Annotated in this window: 16 protein-coding genes; 3 read left to right on the top strand and 13 right to left on the bottom strand. The window is 63.0% G+C overall.

The genetic code is table 11. The features are described 5' to 3' along the window. Positions 1–9: 9 nt before the first annotated feature. From OUZ45_RS13710 to OUZ45_RS13695, 4 genes are read right to left on the bottom strand one after another with little or no spacing between them, the layout of a single operon-like run. Positions 10–552 carry a pilus assembly protein PilP gene (locus tag OUZ45_RS13710; protein ID WP_266170679.1) on the bottom strand — a complete coding sequence of 181 codons (543 nt, stop codon included), beginning with the start codon at positions 550–552 and terminating at the stop codon, positions 10–12. After that, on the bottom strand, positions 549–1,205 hold the full coding sequence (locus tag OUZ45_RS13705) for a type IV pilus inner membrane component PilO (protein WP_266170678.1): 657 nt from the start codon (positions 1,203–1,205) through the stop codon (positions 549–551). Before OUZ45_RS13705 ends, OUZ45_RS13710 begins: the two co-directional genes overlap by 4 nt. Continuing rightward, positions 1,202–1,987: a PilN domain-containing protein gene (locus tag OUZ45_RS13700; RefSeq protein ID WP_266170677.1), complete on the bottom strand. Its 786-nt coding sequence runs from the start codon at positions 1,985–1,987 to the stop codon at positions 1,202–1,204. Before OUZ45_RS13700 ends, OUZ45_RS13705 begins: the two co-directional genes overlap by 4 nt. Then, entirely contained in the window at positions 1,987–3,045 is a 1,059-nt protein-coding gene (locus OUZ45_RS13695; protein WP_323137558.1) for a pilus assembly protein PilM, read from the bottom strand. The genes OUZ45_RS13700 and OUZ45_RS13695 overlap by 1 nt, the downstream gene beginning before the upstream one ends. Positions 3,046–3,320: 275 nt before the next feature. On the opposite strand from OUZ45_RS13695, the gene OUZ45_RS13690 reads away from it, so the two are divergent. Beyond that, positions 3,321–5,831 (top strand): penicillin-binding protein 1A, encoded by a 2,511-nt coding sequence (locus OUZ45_RS13690; RefSeq protein WP_266170676.1) that lies wholly within the window; start codon positions 3,321–3,323, stop codon positions 5,829–5,831. 102 nt (positions 5,832–5,933) lie between these two features. Further along, on the top strand, positions 5,934–6,608 hold the full coding sequence (locus OUZ45_RS13685; RefSeq protein WP_266170675.1) for a hypothetical protein: 675 nt from the start codon (positions 5,934–5,936) through the stop codon (positions 6,606–6,608). A gap of 66 nt (positions 6,609–6,674) precedes the next feature. Here the strand turns inward: OUZ45_RS13685 and OUZ45_RS13680 are convergent, their stop codons facing one another. The 7 genes from OUZ45_RS13680 to rpoZ form a co-directional block, all read right to left on the bottom strand. Next, positions 6,675–7,970: a citrate synthase gene (locus OUZ45_RS13680; protein ID WP_266170674.1), complete on the bottom strand. Its 1,296-nt coding sequence runs from the start codon at positions 7,968–7,970 to the stop codon at positions 6,675–6,677. A gap of 252 nt (positions 7,971–8,222) precedes the next feature. Next, positions 8,223–8,468, bottom strand: a complete 246-nt coding sequence (locus OUZ45_RS13675) for a type B 50S ribosomal protein L31 (protein WP_266170673.1) — start codon at positions 8,466–8,468, stop codon at positions 8,223–8,225. A gap of 106 nt (positions 8,469–8,574) precedes the next feature. Next, positions 8,575–9,507 carry a nucleoside hydrolase gene (locus OUZ45_RS13670; protein ID WP_266170672.1) on the bottom strand — a complete coding sequence of 311 codons (933 nt, stop codon included), beginning with the start codon at positions 9,505–9,507 and terminating at the stop codon, positions 8,575–8,577. Between the two features lie 90 nt (positions 9,508–9,597). Beyond that, positions 9,598–11,685, bottom strand: coding sequence for an ATP-dependent DNA helicase RecG (gene recG, locus OUZ45_RS13665; RefSeq protein ID WP_266170671.1), 2,088 nt, complete (start codon positions 11,683–11,685; stop codon positions 9,598–9,600). A gap of 108 nt (positions 11,686–11,793) precedes the next feature. Beyond that, on the bottom strand, positions 11,794–12,177 hold the full coding sequence (locus tag OUZ45_RS13660) for a RidA family protein (RefSeq protein ID WP_266170670.1): 384 nt from the start codon (positions 12,175–12,177) through the stop codon (positions 11,794–11,796). Between the two features lie 134 nt (positions 12,178–12,311). Beyond that, on the bottom strand, positions 12,312–14,477 hold the full coding sequence (locus OUZ45_RS13655; protein WP_266170669.1) for a RelA/SpoT family protein: 2,166 nt from the start codon (positions 14,475–14,477) through the stop codon (positions 12,312–12,314). Positions 14,478–14,613: 136 nt separating this feature from the next. After that, on the bottom strand, positions 14,614–14,904 hold the full coding sequence (gene rpoZ, locus OUZ45_RS13650; protein WP_266170668.1) for a DNA-directed RNA polymerase subunit omega: 291 nt from the start codon (positions 14,902–14,904) through the stop codon (positions 14,614–14,616). A gap of 192 nt (positions 14,905–15,096) precedes the next feature. Between rpoZ and OUZ45_RS13645 the strand changes: the two genes are divergently transcribed. Continuing rightward, a complete protein-coding gene (locus tag OUZ45_RS13645; protein WP_266170667.1) occupies positions 15,097–15,957 on the top strand; it encodes an MlaA family lipoprotein in 861 nt (286 codons plus the stop codon). 61 nt (positions 15,958–16,018) lie between these two features. Here the strand turns inward: OUZ45_RS13645 and OUZ45_RS13640 are convergent, their stop codons facing one another. Further along, the gene (locus OUZ45_RS13640; RefSeq protein WP_266170666.1) at positions 16,019–16,324 is read right to left on the bottom strand and encodes an STAS domain-containing protein; all 306 of its coding nucleotides are present in this window, start codon (positions 16,322–16,324) and stop codon (positions 16,019–16,021) included. After that, positions 16,324–16,995, bottom strand: a complete 672-nt coding sequence (locus OUZ45_RS13635; RefSeq protein ID WP_266170720.1) for an MlaC/ttg2D family ABC transporter substrate-binding protein — start codon at positions 16,993–16,995, stop codon at positions 16,324–16,326. The genes OUZ45_RS13640 and OUZ45_RS13635 overlap by 1 nt, the downstream gene beginning before the upstream one ends. Between the last annotated feature and the right edge of the window lie 10 nt (positions 16,996–17,005).

The raw sequence follows: 17,005 nt of genomic DNA, 5'->3' as shown, positions 1-17,005 counted from the left end.
CTGTGATTCTTATTTCTCGCCAAGCGCGATGCTGGCTGAGCGTTCCATCCAGCCGCCATTACCGTTGGATACCAACTCGACCAGTTCAATGTGGTCTTCGCTGATGGCGGTGACGTGACCGTAGTTCTGGCCCATGTATTCGCCGCGATGGACGCGATGGATCACGCCACCCGGGTCCTTGATCAGCACTTCAGTGCCGCCACCGGTCCCTACGGTGCCGACCATCTTGAGACTGTCGAGCGCGAACACTTCCAATGGCTCCTTGGTGCGATCCTGATCGGGCCGCGGCCCGGCATTCGCCGCGCCGTTGTCCAGTTCGGCCGTACTCGGGCTGAACGGATCACGCTTGTCCTGGTCGTTGTACAGGAAGGTTTCAAAGGTCTTGATGACTGGCAGCGGCGGGATCGGCGCGCCTTTCTTCTGCCTCTCCTGGGAAACCCAGTCGCGCAGATCGGACATGCCGCGCGTGCAGCCTCCGAGCACCAGGACGGCACCGAGCACCAGCGCGGCGCGTACCACGTGAGCGGACTTAAGGGCTATCAACTTGCTCATTTCCGCCCCCCGGTCTTGGCGCCCGACTGCGACTTGGCATTGGCTGCCTTGGCCTCGACGCTCTCTTCGTCTTCCAGATAACGATAGGTTTTGACTGTGCCCTGCAGCACTAGCTGACCGTTCTTGTCCTTCGGCGTCAGCGACACGTCATGCAAGGTCAGGATCACGACGCGAGGTAGCGAGGCCACGCCGCTGATGAAGGTGCCGAACTGATGGTAGGTGCCCACCATGCGCAACTGGATCGGCTTCTCAGCGTAGAAATCCTTCGGCACCTCGGCGCCTGGCTGGAACAGCTCGGTTTCCAGGCCTGCCGACAACGCAGTCTGCGAAATGTCTATCAGCAACTCCGGCATTTCGGTCTTGCTGGGCAGCTGGCGCAGCAATTGGCGCAGCATGTCCTGCATCTCATCGAGCTGCTGCTGCAGCGCTTCGAGATTGACCGCCTTGGCCTGCTTCTGGGAGAACTCCTGTTTGAGCTGCTCCTCCTTGTTGGCCTGCTGCTCAAGCGTGTTCTGCTGATCGCTGACGAACACATACCAGCCGAGCAGTACTACCAAGCCGAACAGCAGTCCGGTGAAGAAGATTTTGACCGACTTCGGCCACCCGCCAATGTTGTTGCGGTCGAGATTGCGCAGGTCGTTGAGGAACTTCATGGCTTGGCTCCTCCATTACCTGGCAGGCCCGTCCCTGCGGTATTCGCCGGCTTCGGCGCCTCCCGCGTAGCAGGAGCCGGCTTGGCCGGCGGCGTCGCCGTCGCGGCCTGCACGGCCGGGGTCAACGCCTGGCGTGCCGCGACTGAACCCGCCCCGGCAGGCGTTGCCGATGCGGCCGCTGCACTGACCCCAGGCACGAGGACTGGCGTGCGTTGTTCTGCGTCTGCATTTTCATCCGCCTTGGGCTTGCTCAGGGCGACGTCCAGGCCGAAGGCATACGGCATGCGCGAATCGCCGTGCGTATTCTCGGTCTTGCGCAGGTCGGCATGACCCATCCACGGTGAGGACTCGATGTTGCGCATGTATTCGGCGACGCTGGCGTTGGACTGCGCCACGCCGTCGAGCGTCAGCGACTCACCATTTTGCTTGAGGCCACCAAGGCGTGCGCTGGCCGGGATGGTCTTCACCAGTTCATCGAACAGATGGACCATCTGCGAACGGTTCGCCTGCAGCTGCTCGATGATCTGCTTGCGGGCCAGCAGCCGCTCGCGCACTTTCTCCAGATCCTTGATCTTGGCGATGCGGTCGTCGATCTGCTTGATCTCGCCTTGCAGGTAGGTGTTGCGCTCGTTCTGATTGTCGATGCGCTGGTCCATCCAGAGCACCCACAGCAGCATAAACAGCAGGGCTGCCACAAAGGCCGCACCGAGCTGCATGAAGAACTCACGCTCTCGTTGCTTGCGGCGCTCGTTGCGCCAGGGAAGTAGGTTGATGAGTGCCATCAGTCGAAGCTCCTCATGGCGAGGCCGACCGCAATCATCAACGCGGGTGCGTCCTGGGCCAGCTGCTGCGCCTGCACGCGCGAAGACAGCGACATGCGCGCCAGCGGATTGGCGACGACACAAGACACGCCGAGCTGCTCTTCGAGCATCGGGCCGATGCCTTCGATGGACGCGCAACCGCCGGCCAGCACGACCTGGTCGACTTTGCTGTATTCACTGCCGGCGAAGAAGAACTGCAGCAAACGGCTGATCTGCTGGATCAGCGATTCCTTGAACGGTTCCAGGGCTTCGCTTTCGTATGACTCCGGCAAACCGCCCTTGCGCTTGGCGCGGCCGGCTTCCTCATAGGAAAGGCCGTAGCGGCGCATGATCTCGTCGGTGAGCTGCTTGCCGCCAAAGACCTGTTCGCGCGAATAGATAGTCCGCTGGTTGCGCAGCACGGACAGCGTGGTCATGGTGGCGCCGATATCGATGACGGCGACCAACGCGTCACGGCCGACGTTGAGCTGGTCAGCCACCATCGCGAAGGCATTCTCCATCGCGAACGCTTCGACGTCGACGACCTTGGTGGCGAGGCCGCCCAGATCCAGCGCGGCGACGCGCATATCAACGTTCTCGGTACGCGAGGCCGCGAGCAGCACGTTGTTCATTTCGGGGTTGTCGCGCACCGGACCGAGCACTTCGAAATCGAGGCTCACTTCCTCGATCGGGTACGGAATGTATTGATTGGCTTCGACCTGGATCTGTCCTTCGAGGTCATCGTCGGACAGGTCGCTCGACATCGGGATGATGCGCGTAATCACCGCCGAGCCCGCCACGGCAGCAGCCGCATGCTTGAGCTTGGAACCGGATCGTGCGAGCGCGCGTCGAATCGCTTCGCCTACCGCCTCGATCTCGACGATGTTCTTCTCGACCACGGCATTGGGGGGCAGTGGCTCGACCGCGTAGTGCTCCACGCGATAACGGCCACCGGTCTGACTGAGCTGCAGCAGCTTGACGGCGGTCGAACTGATATCGACGCCAACAAGCGACGGCTTCTTGGGTGTAAAGAGCCCCACGATTTTCCCCCTTGCCCCTGGGCGCCCGCACCGTATGTGCGGCGAGTGCGCGTCGGCATTAAATCCAAAAATTGACGTATTGGCAATGGCCTACGACAACTTTCTCGACTGTTTGGCGTGATGGCTTGCACACTTAGCGCGATCCCTTCGGTGGCGCATTTCTTGCTCTGCCTCACCGGAATGTGCAGGGAATGTGCCGGCCACCACCCATTCAGGCGATAGTGCTACATCTATACTCTGTCGTGTTTTGACTCAGGTCTCGCAAACTCCACACCATGCAAATTCTCAAGCGTTTGCTGCGCTGGGTGCTGATCCTTGCTTTCACCGGATTACTGCTGGCTGTCGCCGCGGTGGGTGTGGCTTATTGGCTGGTTTCCCCCCGCATGCCTTCAGTCGCTGCACTGAAGGATTACCACATGCAAGTTCCACTGCGCGTGATGAGCGCGGACGGAAAGCTGATCGCAAGTTTCGGCGAAACCCGTCGTATCCCCGTGACTATCGCTGACGTGCCGGAGCGGCTGAAGCACGCCGTGCTGTCAGCCGAGGACGCCGATTTCTACAGCCACCCAGGCGTGGACTGGCACGGCATTGCCCGCGCCGGCTGGCATGTCGTCGTCTCCGGTGGCGACAAGGGGCCTGGCGGCTCCACCATTACCCAACAGGTCGCGAGGAACTTCTTCCTCAGCCCCGAGAAGTTGTATTCACGCAAGCTCACCGAGATCTTCATCGCCCTGCGTATGGAGAACCAGCTGAGCAAGGATCAGATCCTTGAGCTTTATCTGAACAAGATGTTCCTCGGCCACCGCTCCTACGGCGTGGCGGCGGCAGCCTCGTATTACTACGGTAAGTCGCTGGACCAGCTGAGCGTGGCCGAGTGTGCCTTGATCGCCTCCACCTTCCAGCTACCCTCGGTGGTCAACCCGCTCAATAATCCCAAACGCGCCATCGCACGCCGTAACTGGGTGCTGGGCCAAATGCTGCAGAATCGCTACATCACCAAGGCCGAGCACGACCAGGCCGTCAACGAGCCGAACAGCGCTTATCCGCATGAGCCGCCGATCGAGGTGGATGCGCCCTACCTGGCCGAAATGGTCCGCCTGCAGGCGCTGGATCGCCTGGGCAACGACGCCCTCACCGAGGGCTACGTGATCAAGACCACGGTACAGAGCGCTCGCCAGCAGGCCGCCGTCGACTCGCTGCGTGCCGGCCTGATCGACTACGACCGCCGCCACGGCTGGCGCGGACCGGAGGATCACCAGGAACTGGCGGACAACGCCGGCAACGAAGACTACGACCGGGTGCTGTCAAGCTACACCGACATCGCCAGCATGCACCCTGGCATCGTCACGGCGGTGTCCGCTAGCGAAGCGACCGTGTACCTGTCCAGCCGCGAGCAGACCAAGCTGGGCATGGCATCCGTCGACTGGGCGCGTCCCTATATCAGCGAAACCCGGATTGGGGCAGCACCCAAAAGCGTGAGCACCGTGCTCAAACGCGGCGACATCATTCGCCTGTCGCGCGACGAGAAAGGCGAGTGGCAGCTGACCCAGATCCCGAAAGTGCAAGGCGCACTGGCTTCGGTCAATCCGGAGGATGGCTCGCTGCAGGCACTGGTGGGCGGCTTCAATTTCTTGCGAAGCAAGTTCAACCGCGCCGTGATGGCCGCGCGCCAGCCAGGTTCGAGCTTCAAGCCTTACATCTACTCGGCGGCCTTCGAGCGCGGCTTCACGCCGGCCTCCATCGTCAACGACGCGCCACTAGCCTTGCCCGATCCATCACGGCCGGACGGTTTGTGGACTCCGTCCAACGACGACGACAAATTTGATGGGCCGATCCGCCTGCGTGAAGCGTTGGTGAAATCTAAGAACCTGGTCTCGGTGCGCTTGCTCGACGCGATCGGCGTGCGCTACGCCCGCGACTACATCACGCGCTTCGGCTTCTCCCTGGATGCGCTACCGCCCAATCTCTCGATGGCGCTGGGCACCGCTTCGGTGTCGCCGATGGGCATGGCGCGCGGCTATGCCGCGTTCGCCAATGGCGGCTATCTGGTAACGCCGTACTTCATCAGCGAGATCGACGACCGCGACGGCAAGCCCGTGTATGTGGCCAACCCTGCACGCGCCTGCCGCACCTGCCAGGAACGCCTGCTCGACACGCGTCCGCCAGGCCCGCCGCCAGCCAGCAACCCCATTCCTGCCAACTCCATAGCAAGTGCCAGCTCGGTGGTGCCTACTGCCCCCGGCGACGCCGTGCTGCCCGCGGACGCCCATGGCGGTGGCACCCACCCGCCCGTGCTGGCACCACAAGTGATCGACGTTCGCAACGATTACCTGGTGACGTCGCTGATGCAGGATGTGGTCAAGCGCGGCACCGGCGCGGCCGCCATGGCGCTTGGCCGTGACGACCTGGCCGGCAAGACGGGTTCCACCAACGAGCATCGCGACGCCTGGTTCGTCGGCTTCAATGGCGACCTGTCGACCGCGGTATGGGTAGGCTTCGACGATTTCAGTTCGCTGGGCCGTGGCGAGTTCGGCGCCAAGGCCGCGCTGCCCATATGGATGGGCTACATGGGCGCCGCGCTCAAGGACGTGCCCTCCACCACCTTGTCGATGCCGCCGGGTATCAGTACGGTGCAGATCAACCGGTCAAGTGGCTTGCCTTCCGGCGCCGGCGACCCCAACAGCATGTCCGAGATGTTCAAGGTGGAAGACGTGGACCGCCTGCGCCAGCAGGCCAGCCAGCAGCAAGAGGACCCCGACCAGCAGCACGCCTACGACATCTTTTGACAGCGACGGATCGGCGGCTACCGCCGGTCCGATGCAAGGCCGCACGACGGCAGCTCCTCCCACATAGACGTCCGCATTATTGACTGAGGAGGGATCACGACCATGGCGCGAGGCGAACACCATCACATCCACGCGCACGACCGCGTCCAGCGCAATCGTCGACGCATCGCCCAGGAAGCGGCGCGGTTGATGAGCGAACACGGTATCCGCGACTTTCATCACGCCAAGCTCAAGGCCGCCGAGCGTCTGGGCATCCTCGACGCGCAGGCCCTGCCCCGCAACAACGAGATCGAGGATGCGCTGCGCGAGCATCAGCGCATCTTCCATGCCGAGAGCCAGCCGCAGCTGCTGCAAGAACGGCGCGAAGCCGCCATCGAGGCCATGCGCTTCCTACGTGCCTACGAACCGCGTCTGGTCGGCGCCGTGCTTGACGGCACCGCCGACGGCCATTCAGCGGTTTGCTTGCATGTATTCGCCGACGATCCCGAAGCGGTCGTGCTGTTCCTGCATGAGCACGGTGTCCCCGTCGAGACGCAGACCCGACGCTTACGCGCCAGCCGCGATGAACAGGCCGAGTACCCTGTCCTGCTGTTCGCCGCCGACGGCCTGCCCTTCGACATCACGGTGTTCCCGATCGACGCGCTGCGCCAGCCGCCACTGGACCGCATCGACGAGAAACCTATGCGGCGTGCCTCGCTGGCCACCGTGGAAACCCTGCTCGCCGAGAGCGATGACGCAGACGACTTCGAACGCAAGCTCGCAGCCGCCTTGCGCTGATTACGAAAGCCCCAACGAAAAACGCCCGGCAATGCCGGGCGTTTTTCGTTTTAATACTGCGGTGACTTAGCGCTTGTCGGCCGACACGTAATCGCGCACGCCGGCACCGGTGTAGATCTGACGCGGACGGCCGATGCGCGAGCCGGGCGTTTCGTGCTGCTCGATCCAATGCGCGATCCAGCCAGCGGTGCGCGCGATGGCGAACATCACGGTGAACATCTCGGTCGGAATACCCAACGCCTTGTAGATGATGCCGGAGTAGAAATCGACGTTCGGGTACAGCTTGCGCTCGACGAAGTAGTCGTCCTTCAGCGCAGCCTCTTCCAGCTTCATCGCCACGTCGAGCAGCGGATCGTTGACACCCAGCTCGGCGAGCACCTTGTGGCACATCTCGCGGATGATCTTGGCGCGCGGATCGAAGTTCTTGTAGACACGATGACCGAAGCCCATCAGGCGGAAGTTGTCGTTCTTGTCCTTGGCGCGCTTGACGGCGGTCTCGACCTTGTCCGCCGTGCCAATCTCTTCAAGCATCTTCAGCACGGCTTCGTTGGCGCCGCCATGTGCCGGGCCCCACAGCGCGGTGATGCCCGCAGCGATCGAAGCGTAGGGGTTGGCGCCGGTGGAACCGACCAGACGCACCGTGGAGGTGGATGCGTTCTGCTCGTGATCGGCGTGCAGGATGAACAGCAGATCCAACGCCTTGGCGGCAACCGGACTCATCTCCAGCGGCTCGCTCGGCACTTCGAACATCATGTGCAGGAAGCGGTCAACATACGCGAGGTTGTTGCGCGGGTAACGGAACGGCCAGCCGATGGAATAGCGGTAGCAGGCGGCGGCGATGGTCGGCATCTTCGCGATCAGGCGAATCGCAGCCAGTTTGCGGTCTTCCGCGTTATCCACGTCGAGCTTGTCGTGGTAGAACGCCGACAGCGAAGCCACCGAGGCAGCCAGCATGGCCATCGGATGCGCGTCGTGATGGAAGCCCTTGAAGAAGTCCTTGTGCGACTCATGCATCATCGTGTGATGCGTGATCTGGTGGTCAAAATCGTTGAACTGCGTCTTGCTCGGCAACTCGCCGTTGAGCAACAGGTAGGCCACCTCGAGGAAGCTGGACTTCTCGGCCAGCTGTTCGATCGGGTAGCCGCGGTACAACAACACGCCCTCGTCGCCATCGATGTAGGTGATGGCGCTCTTGGTGCTGGCAGTGCTGCCGTAGCCCGGGTCGTAGGTGAAGTGGCCTGTATCCTTGTAGAGGGTGCCGATGTCGATGCATGCCGGACCGAGCGTACCGCTCAGCAGGGGCAGCTCACTGCTGCGGTTGCTCGACTCATCCACCAGCTTGACAATCTTGGTATCGGACACGGAAACCTCCTTCACGTATGTCACCACCGGCCGACACGTAGCGTGTGCCTACCGGCGAGGGAATGTAGAAACATCGTGCCCGGGGGTGGCAACGATGCAATACCGGCCATTATCGCACATCGATCCGGTGAACATCCCTTAGCGCATGGTCGGATGGCGGACACGAAAAAACATGGGGCGAGCTTACGCTCGCCCCATGTCCGTGTTACGGGAAGCCAGAGCCGGAGGCCTGGCGACCACGCCTAGCGCGAATTACTTCTGCGCGTAGCGGCGACGGAACTTGTCGACGCGACCGCCCACGTCCAGCGTCTTCTGCTTGCCGGTGTAGAACGGATGGGAATGGCTGGAGATATCCACCTTGACCAGCGGGTACTCGTTGCCGTCTTCCCACTTGACGGTTTCCTTGGTGGCAATCGTCGAACGCGTAAGGAACGCGAACTCGGACGACAGGTCCTGGAACACCACCGGGCGGTAATTCGGATGGGTATCGGGCTTCATGACGGACTCAAAGCGGTGGGTGAAAAGAGCGGTATTGTAACGATAGGTCGCCGGCATTGGCAAGTCGCTCAGGGACTTGCCTAAGCGAGGCGTACCAAGACGCTAATCAAGAGGCGCCGAGCGCCCGTCTCACCATAGCTGCGAACCGCGCCTGATCCACATCCAGCACGATACGGGCATTGGCCGGATGACCCAGACGACGGGCCCAGTCGACAACCGTAGCACCGCGGGTCAACCGCCCATCCAACTCCACTGCCACATGCCGTTCCTCGCTGCGGGTAATGATGGAAGGATCGATCGCCACCGCCATAGCCAGCGCATCCGCCGCGATGATGCCACGACGCCTGTGCTTGACGTTGAAAGAACGGGCGGTACGGAACACCTGGCCGAAGAACTTTGCGCGATGGTCGCCAGCGGACAGCCAGCCATCGAACTCCGCTTCGTCGAAGGCATGGCGCAGGGTGGCTTCCCAATCGACCAGGTCGAAGCGCGGAAACGCCTCGAACACTACGTGCGCCGCCTCGGGATCGAAGCCGATATTGAACTCGGCCGGCACCTTGCCCGTGTTGCCCTGCCCGGTCACCGCGCCCCCCATCACCACCAGACGCTTCACGCGCTTTGGCAGGCCGGGATCAAGCCGCAACGCCAAGGCGACATTGGTCAACGGCGCCAGCGCCACAAGGGTCAGTTCGCCGGGGCGCTCGCGGGTCAGACGCAACAAGGCCAGCGCGGCCTGCTCGTCCGCCGCTGCGACCTTGGGCTCGGGGAACCCGACATCGCCAAAGCCATCCGTGCCATGCACGAAAGCAGCATCCTCTTCCGGCGCGCGCACCAGCGGCGTCGGGCAACCGCCGAACACCGACACGGTCGCGCCCACCAGATCCACCAGCGTACGTGCATTGCGCACCGTGTGCTCAAGACCAACGTTGCCAGCAGCGATGCTGAGACCGGCGATATCGGCGTGCGCATGCGCCATCAGGATGGCCAGCGCGTCGTCCACGCCCGGATCGGTGTCGATGAGGAGTTGCGGCTTGCTCATGAGTGGACCTTTGGGTTGGGCACGTAGCTTATGGGGAATGGGGAACAGAGCAAAAGGGCCAGCGAAATGCGGCACCACCTCTGCTCATACTCACGCATGCGCGTAACGCGCAGCCACGCCCACCCAACGTTCGATCAACTGTTCGGCGCGCTTCGGATGGTGCCGCAACATCTCCGAACCCACTTGCTGTACTGCCGGCAGCAAGTGCGCGTCGCGGGCCAGGTCGGCGATGCGGAAGCTGAGCTGCCCCGTCTGCCGCGTACCCAACACTTCGCCTGGACCACGCAGCTCCAGATCCTTCTCGGCGATACGGAAACCGTCGTTGGTGTCGCGCATCACTTGCAGGCGTTCGCGTGCAAGCTGACCCAGCGGCGGCTGGTAGAGCAGCACACAATTCGAGGCGACGGCGCCACGCCCGACGCGCCCGCGCAACTGGTGCAACTGGGCCAGCCCCAGGCGCTCGCTGTTCTCGATCACCATCAGACTCGCATTGGGCACATCCACGCCCACCTCGATCACCGTAGTCGCCACCAGCACGGCAAGTTCACCGGCCTTGAAAGCATCCATCACGGCCTGCTTTTCCTTCGGCTTCATGCGACCGTGGATCAGGCCCACCTTGCAATCCATCAAGGCCGCAGAAAGCTCGGCATGCGCCACCTCGGCGGCTTGAGCACGCAGCTGTTCCGACTCCTCGATCAACGTGCAAACCCAATACACCTGGCGACCTTCGCGACAGGCCGCATGGATACGCTCGATCACCTCGATGCGACGCCCATTGGAGATGGCAATGGTTTGCACCGGCGTGCGCCCTGGCGGTAGCTCGTCGATGGAGGAAACGTCCAAGTCTGCGTAGGCACTCATGGCCAGTGTGCGCGGAATCGGCGTCGCCGTAAGTACAAGTTGGTGCGGCACTTGATCGCCTTCCAGCCCCTTGTCGCGCAGTGCGAGTCGCTGCTGCACACCGAAACGATGCTGTTCGTCGACGATGACCAGCCCCAGCCGCGCAAAAGCCACACCCTCCTGCATCAATGCATGCGTGCCGACCACGATTGGCACTCCGGCCGCTACGCGCGCTAGCGCTTGCTGGCGCGCCTTGCCAACCACCTTGCCGGCCAGCCACTCGACTTCGATATCCAGTGGCTGCAGCCATTGACGGAAATTGCGCAGGTGCTGCTCGGCCAGCAGCTCGGTAGGTGCCATCAAAGCGACCTGATGGCCGGCCTCGGTCGCCGCGAGCGCGGCCAGCGCAGCCACCACCGTCTTGCCGCTGCCCACGTCGCCCTGCACCAGGCGCAGCATCGGCCTCGGCTGCGCGATATCCGTGGCGACGTCATCCGATACGCGCTGCTGCGCACCGGTCAACTGAAACGGCAAGCCTTCCAGCAAACGTTTTCGCAGGCCGCCATCGCCCCCCAGCACTGGCGCATGTCGACGGCGCACCGCCGCTCGCATACGTTTGAGACTGATGTGCTGGGTCAGCAATTCTTCGAAAGCCAGCCGCTGCTGAGCGGGATGGCGACCAAGCATCAGCTGTCCCACATGTGCATCCGCCGGTGGTCGATGGACGTACATCAGCGCATCGCGCAAGGAAGTGAGCCCATGCGCTGCGCCCAATTCAGGAGGGATCAGCTCAAGCTGCTCATCCGAGGGCAGCAGCGCAAGGGCCTTGGCGATCACGCTGGTGATCCGCTTCTGACCCAGGCCTTCGGTGCTTGGGTACACCGGTGTGAGCCGGTCTTCCATCGAAGGCTCCGCGTCATCGGCAAGGCGCTGGTACTGCGGATGCACCATCTCCAACCCGTGTGCGCCCTGGCGCGCCTCGCCGAACACCAACAGGCGTCGCCCAGGCTGCAACTGCTCGGCCTGGGCGCGATGAAAGTGGAAGAAGCGCAGCAGCAGCGTTTGCCGGGAATCGTCGCCGATAGCGACTTTCAATTGCGGCCGATAGCGAAAGCCGCGTTCAACAGCTTCCACCACACCTTGCACTTGCACCCGCTCGCCCGCACGCAGCTCGGCGATGGTGCTGATGCGAGTGCGGTCCTCGTAACGCAGCGGCAAGTGGAACCATAAGTCCTGCACCCGCTCGAGCCCCAGTCGCCCCAGCGCTTCCGCCAGAGCGGGACCGATGCCGGGTAGCGCCGCAACGGGCGTGAGGCCGGCGGTGTGTGAAGCATCCATGGCGGGGCTGTTCGGTCGAGCAGGCATTGCCGCAAGCCTACCGGAGCTCATCGCGCTCGCGTAGCGGGCGCGTCGACTATCAGTGTCAGCCCCAGCCGAATGGTGGGATCAGTCCAGCACCATGACGGCATCCACTTCCACTTCGGCGCCCTTGGGCAACGCCGACACTTCGATGGTGGAACGTGCCGGGTAAGGCGCCTGGAAATACTCTGCCATCACCGCGTTCACGGTAATGAAATGGGCCAGATCGGTGACGTAGATGCCGACGCGGACGATCTTCGACAACGAACCGCCCGCCGCCTCGGCTACCGCCTTGAGATTGTCGAACACCTGGCAGGTCTGCGCGGCGATGTCGCCATCCACCAGGTTGCCGGTGGTCGGGTCCAGCGGAATCTGCCCGGAGAAATACACCGTGTTGCCGGCACGCACGGCCTGTGAATAGGGGCCGATCGCGGCCGGAGCCTTGTCAGTGGTGATGATGCTGCGGGACATGGCGCAAACCTCGAACGGGAAAGGGCCAAGTGTAGGAGCCCGCCCTGTGGGCGAAAAGCCTGCGGGGCGTGAATCACGCCGCGGCGCGCTCATCGCGACAGAATCTGCCCTGGACACGGCCCAGGGGTGCGCTCCTACAAGGGATAGCGGTAGGCACCGCTGACGACGCCGGTACGGCGCACGCGGCGGATCACATCCGCAAGGTGCTTGCGATTCCTCACCTCGAGCGCAAACAGCAAAGTCGCAGCCGCAGCATCGCGCTCAACGTATTCCACGTTCTCAATATTCGAGTTGGCTGCAGCGATCGCGGCAGCCACCGTTGCCAGCACGCCGGGACGGTTGATGACTTCGATGCGCAGCTCGGCGCGGTAATCGCCCTGCACATCGCGGTCCCATTCGATCGCCACGCAACGTTCGGGCGATTTGCGCAGCTCCACCACGTTCGGACATTCGACGCGGTGCACGACAATGCCCTTGCCCGACGACAGATAGCCGATGATCTCGTCGCCCGGCAGCGGATGGCAGCAATTGCCAAAGCTCAACACGCCGCGCTCGGCGCCCGTGATGCGGATCTTCTCCGTCACATGCGCCGTCGGTACGGCCTCGCCCTTCTGCTTACCGCGCGCCGCCAGCAACTGACCCGCCACCACGTCCGGCATGCGGTTGCCCAGGGCGATGTCGGAAAGCAGCTCCTCCAGGCGCTTGAACTTGGAGGCCTCCAGGAAGCGATCCAGCACCGCCGGCGGAATGGCATCGAGACTGCTGCCCTGCGCATCGAGCGCGCGGTCGAGCATGCGATGGCCGAAATCGACGGCATCCTCGTGCTGGAGGTGCTTGAGGTACTGGCGGATCGCGGTACGCGCCTTGCCGGTGACCACCGATTCCAACCACGCCGGATTCGGCACGGCCGACGGTGCAGTGATGATCTCCACCAGCTGTCCCGACTCCAGCCGTGTGCGCAGAGGCAGCAGCTTCTTGTCGACGCGCGCGGCCACGGCGTGATCGCCCACGTCGGTATGCACGGCATAGGCGAAATCGAGCGCGGTGGCATTGCGCGGCAACGAAAGAATGTCGCCGCGCGGCGTGAACAGATAGACCTCGTCCGGGAACAGGTCGATCTTTACGTTCTCGATGAATTCCGCCGACGAAGCGGTATTAGCCTGGCTGTCGGCGAGCGAAGAAAGCCATTCTCGTGCGCGCGCCTGCGCGCTGTTCGCCGGGCCGCTGTCAGTCTTGTAGGCCCAGTGCGCGGCCACGCCGCGCTCAGCCACCGAGTCCATTTCTGCGGTGCGTATCTGCACCTCGATCGGCGCGCCGAACGGCCCCAGCAGCACCGTGTGCAGTGATTGATAGCCGTTGGCCTTGGGTATGGCGATGAAGTCTTTGAAGCGACGATCGACCGGCTTGTACAGCGAGTGGACGGCGCCCAGCCCCATGTAGCAGCTCATCGCGCTGTCCACCACCACACGAAAGCCGTACACGTCCATCAGCTGCGCAAAGCTTTTGTGCTCGCCGCGCATCTTCGAATAGATGCTCCACGGCGACTTGATGCGGCCGATCACACGCGACGTTAGATGCTCAGCCGTGAGCCGGGTCGACAGCGCGGCCTCGATCTTGCCCATGGCCTCGCGACGGTTGCCCAGCGCGGCGCGGATGCGCTCGCTGATCACGCGATAGCGGTCGGGGTGCAGCGCGCGAAAGCCCAGATCCTGCAGCTCCGCCTTGAACTTGTTCATGCCCAGGCGCTGCGCGATCGGCGCGTAGATCTCCAGCGTTTCGCGCGCAATGCGGCGACGCGATGGCGCATCCTTCGCACCCAGCGTGCGCATGTTGTGCAGGCGGTCGGCCAGCTTGATCAGGATCACGCGCAGGTCGCGCGCCATCGCCAGCAGCATTTTGCGGAAGCTCTCCGCATCGGCCTCTTGGCGGCTGCTGAAGCTCATCTTGTCCAGCTTGGTAACGCCGTCGACCAGTTCGGCCACGGCTTCGCCAAACTCTCTCGCGAGTTCGCCGCGACTCAGCGCGGTGTCTTCGAGGGTGTCATGCAGGATCGCCGCGATGATGGTCTCGGCATCGAGACCGAGTTCGGCCAGGATGCCGGCCACGGCGACTGGATGCGTGATATACGGCTCGCCGCTTTTGCGCGCTTGCCCTTCATGAGCTTGCGCACCGACTTCGTAGGCGCGAATCACACGCATCACCTGCGGCTCTGGCAGGTAGGCTACGCGCTCCTTCAGGGCGAGCACATACGGAGGCAATGCCGACGTATCCACAGTGTCGGGATGCGTGGCGGCCGGCACGGAAGGTTGGCCGCCGCTCAGGCAGCCACCTCGCAACGCTGGCAGAGAACTTCTAAACCAGCTGAAACGACGCACTCGCACATAACGCCGGCGGAACCGGCGCGCGCGGAGCTTCGTTTACAGCCAGCGCCATCCATCAGTCGTCACCGCCCTTGGAGAGGTCGTCGTCAACTTCTGCCGCAGCCCACTCCAGCGCTTCGCGCTCGGCGCGCTCGCGCTCGGCCTTGTCGATCTCGTCGATAGTGGCCTGGTCGATGCGGCGATCCGCAATCTCGCGAAGGGCAAGCACGGTGGGCTTGTCGTGATTGGGGTTGACCGCCGGTTCGGCACCCTTGGACAGCTGGCGGGCGCGCTTGGTCGCCATCAGCACCAGCTCGAATCGGTTGTCGACTACGTCGAGGCAGTCTTCCACGGTAATGCGTGCCATGTGAAATCCTTAAAGAATAAAGCGACTTATAGGCCGCCAGTGTAGCCAGCGGGCGCTTTGCTGGCAATGCAGCATAGCCGTATGATGCGCGGTTCAGCAGACCTGCAGTGCCAAGCCGCGAGACTGCCAGACGGTACACAATATGAGTACTAGGAAGTACACTTTTACACCCTAACGGATCCCCTGATGCCGATGTCGTCCATCATCCGACACCCTCTGCTGCGCTGCCTGCCGCTGCTCGCTGTGGCGCTCTTGACCGGCTGCACCATCGCCAAACCGCGCATGGATGATCCGCACGAGCAATTCAACCGCAAGGTGTACGCCTTCAACGATTCAGTCGACAAGGCGGTCATTCGTCCGGTGGCTGTGGGCTACCGCAACGTGACCAATCCCCCGGTCCGCCGCGCGGTGAGCGACTTCTTCACCAATATCCGCATGCCAATCACGGTGGCGAACGACCTGCTGCAGGCCCGCCCGATGCAGGCTGCACGCAGCACCGGACGTTTCCTGGTCAATCTGACGCTGGGTATCGGCGGCTTCTTCGACCCGGCCAGCCAGCTCGGTCTGCCGCTGGAAGACAACGATTTCGGCATCACCCTCGCCCGCTGGGGCGTGCCGGAGGGCGACTTCCTGATGCTGCCACTCATCGGCCCGACCACAGTGCGCGATGTGTGGCGCCTGCCGGTGGACAGCTACTTCTTCGATCCGCTGAGCTACTACTCGCGCAACCACAGCTTCAAGGCCGGCCAGTACTATCTGCCGTCGGCGCTGTACCTGGTGACGCTACGCGCACGCGCTATCGATGCGGAGAGCTTCCTGCAGTCGGCCTACGATCCGTACGCGTTTCTGCGTGATGCCTATCGCCAGCAGCGCATCTACCAGATCTATGACGGCAACCCGCCGACCGACGTGATCGAACGGATGCAGGGCCTGAAGGACGGCAACTTCGATCCTGAGGAGTTGCTCGACGAGCAGCACAAGTGGGAGAAGAAGCAGTCCTCAGAGCAGCCTCCGGCCAGCGAGCCCGCCAAGCAGCCGCCGAGCCAGAACTGAAACCGAGTACGAAAGAAGGGGCCGCAAGGCCCCTTCTTTTTTATCCCGTACCGAGTGCTCGTCAGGCAATCAGCGCATCGACCTCACAAACCTGGGCCAGCACGCGCATCCCCTCCGGCACATTGCGCAAGGCCAACTTGCACCCCTGCTTCGCTGCCTCCGACAACACGGCCAGCACACAGGCAAGGCCTGCGCTGTCGCTGTGCTGCACGCCAGCCAAGTCAATCTGACGACGACCGTTACGGGCTACCGCCGCATTGATCGCCGACAGCGCATCCGCCGCCGTGGCGAAGGTAAGCGCACCGGATACCTGCAAGGTATCCGGTGCGGATTCGGCGAGCTGGAAGGTGGCGTGTACGTCTGCCATCACTGCGTCGCCTTGCCTTCCTTCTCCAACGTCTCCAGCGCCTTCGAGCCCTGGGTCTCCAGGTTCGAAATCAGCTTGTCGATGCCGACCTTGCGGATCTCGGCATCGACCTGGTTGCGATAGTTGGTGACGTAGGAGATGCCTTCGATGATCACGTCGTAAGCCTTCCAGTCGCCGCTGTGGCTCTTGCGGAAGGCGTAATCCACCGACACGGTCTTGCCGTCGTCCAGCACGACCTGGGTGCGCACCACGGTGCGCTTGTCATTGAGGTCACCGCTGAACGGCAGCACCTTCACGCGGCCGCGGGTGTAGTTGATCAGACCCTCGGCATAGCGGTGAGTAATGGAATTGTAGAACGCCTTGGCGAAGCGCTCGCGCTGCTCGGGCGAAGCCTCGCGTGCATGCTGACCGAGCACCAAAATCGACGCGTAATCGATATCGAAATGCGGCAGGAACACGTCATCGATCACCGAGATCAGCTTTTCCTGATCCTTCTTCAGCTCGGCCTGGTGCCCATCGATGGCATTGCCGAGCTGATCGACGATGGCCTGCGCCACTTGCACGGGTGCCTGGCTGGAGGCCGGCGCCTGGGCGGCGTTCTGAGCGAAGACCGGTGTGGCAATCACGCCACCGAATACGATGGCGGTGGCAAGAGCCAAACTACGCAACATCATGGGGACA

Origin of the sequence: Dyella subtropica, assembly GCF_026283965.1 — a bacterium.
In the GTDB taxonomy this organism is placed as follows: domain Bacteria; phylum Pseudomonadota; class Gammaproteobacteria; order Xanthomonadales; family Rhodanobacteraceae; genus Dyella_D; species Dyella_D subtropica.
Note: the sequence above shows the minus strand (reverse complement) of the source record. Positions and strands in the feature narration are given on the sequence as shown.

Coding starts and splice junctions, on each gene's coding strand:
- OUZ45_RS13690 (WP_266170676.1), top strand. CDS start 3,321: ATGCAAATTCTCAAGCGTTTGCTGCGCTGGGTGCTGATCCTTGCTTTC.
- OUZ45_RS13685 (WP_266170675.1), top strand. CDS start 5,934: ATGGCGCGAGGCGAACACCATCACATCCACGCGCACGACCGCGTCCAG.
- OUZ45_RS13645 (WP_266170667.1), top strand. CDS start 15,097: ATGTCGTCCATCATCCGACACCCTCTGCTGCGCTGCCTGCCGCTGCTC.
- OUZ45_RS13640 (WP_266170666.1), bottom strand. CDS start 16,324: ATGGCAGACGTACACGCCACCTTCCAGCTCGCCGAATCCGCACCGGAT.
- recG (WP_266170671.1), bottom strand. CDS start 11,685: ATGGATGCTTCACACACCGCCGGCCTCACGCCCGTTGCGGCGCTACCC.
- OUZ45_RS13705 (WP_266170678.1), bottom strand. CDS start 1,205: ATGAAGTTCCTCAACGACCTGCGCAATCTCGACCGCAACAACATTGGC.
- OUZ45_RS13670 (WP_266170672.1), bottom strand. CDS start 9,507: ATGAGCAAGCCGCAACTCCTCATCGACACCGATCCGGGCGTGGACGAC.
- OUZ45_RS13675 (WP_266170673.1), bottom strand. CDS start 8,468: ATGAAGCCCGATACCCATCCGAATTACCGCCCGGTGGTGTTCCAGGAC.
- rpoZ (WP_266170668.1), bottom strand. CDS start 14,904: ATGGCACGCATTACCGTGGAAGACTGCCTCGACGTAGTCGACAACCGA.
- OUZ45_RS13710 (WP_266170679.1), bottom strand. CDS start 552: ATGAGCAAGTTGATAGCCCTTAAGTCCGCTCACGTGGTACGCGCCGCG.
- OUZ45_RS13700 (WP_266170677.1), bottom strand. CDS start 1,987: ATGGCACTCATCAACCTACTTCCCTGGCGCAACGAGCGCCGCAAGCAA.
- OUZ45_RS13635 (WP_266170720.1), bottom strand. CDS start 16,995: ATGTTGCGTAGTTTGGCTCTTGCCACCGCCATCGTATTCGGTGGCGTG.
- OUZ45_RS13660 (WP_266170670.1), bottom strand. CDS start 12,177: ATGTCCCGCAGCATCATCACCACTGACAAGGCTCCGGCCGCGATCGGC.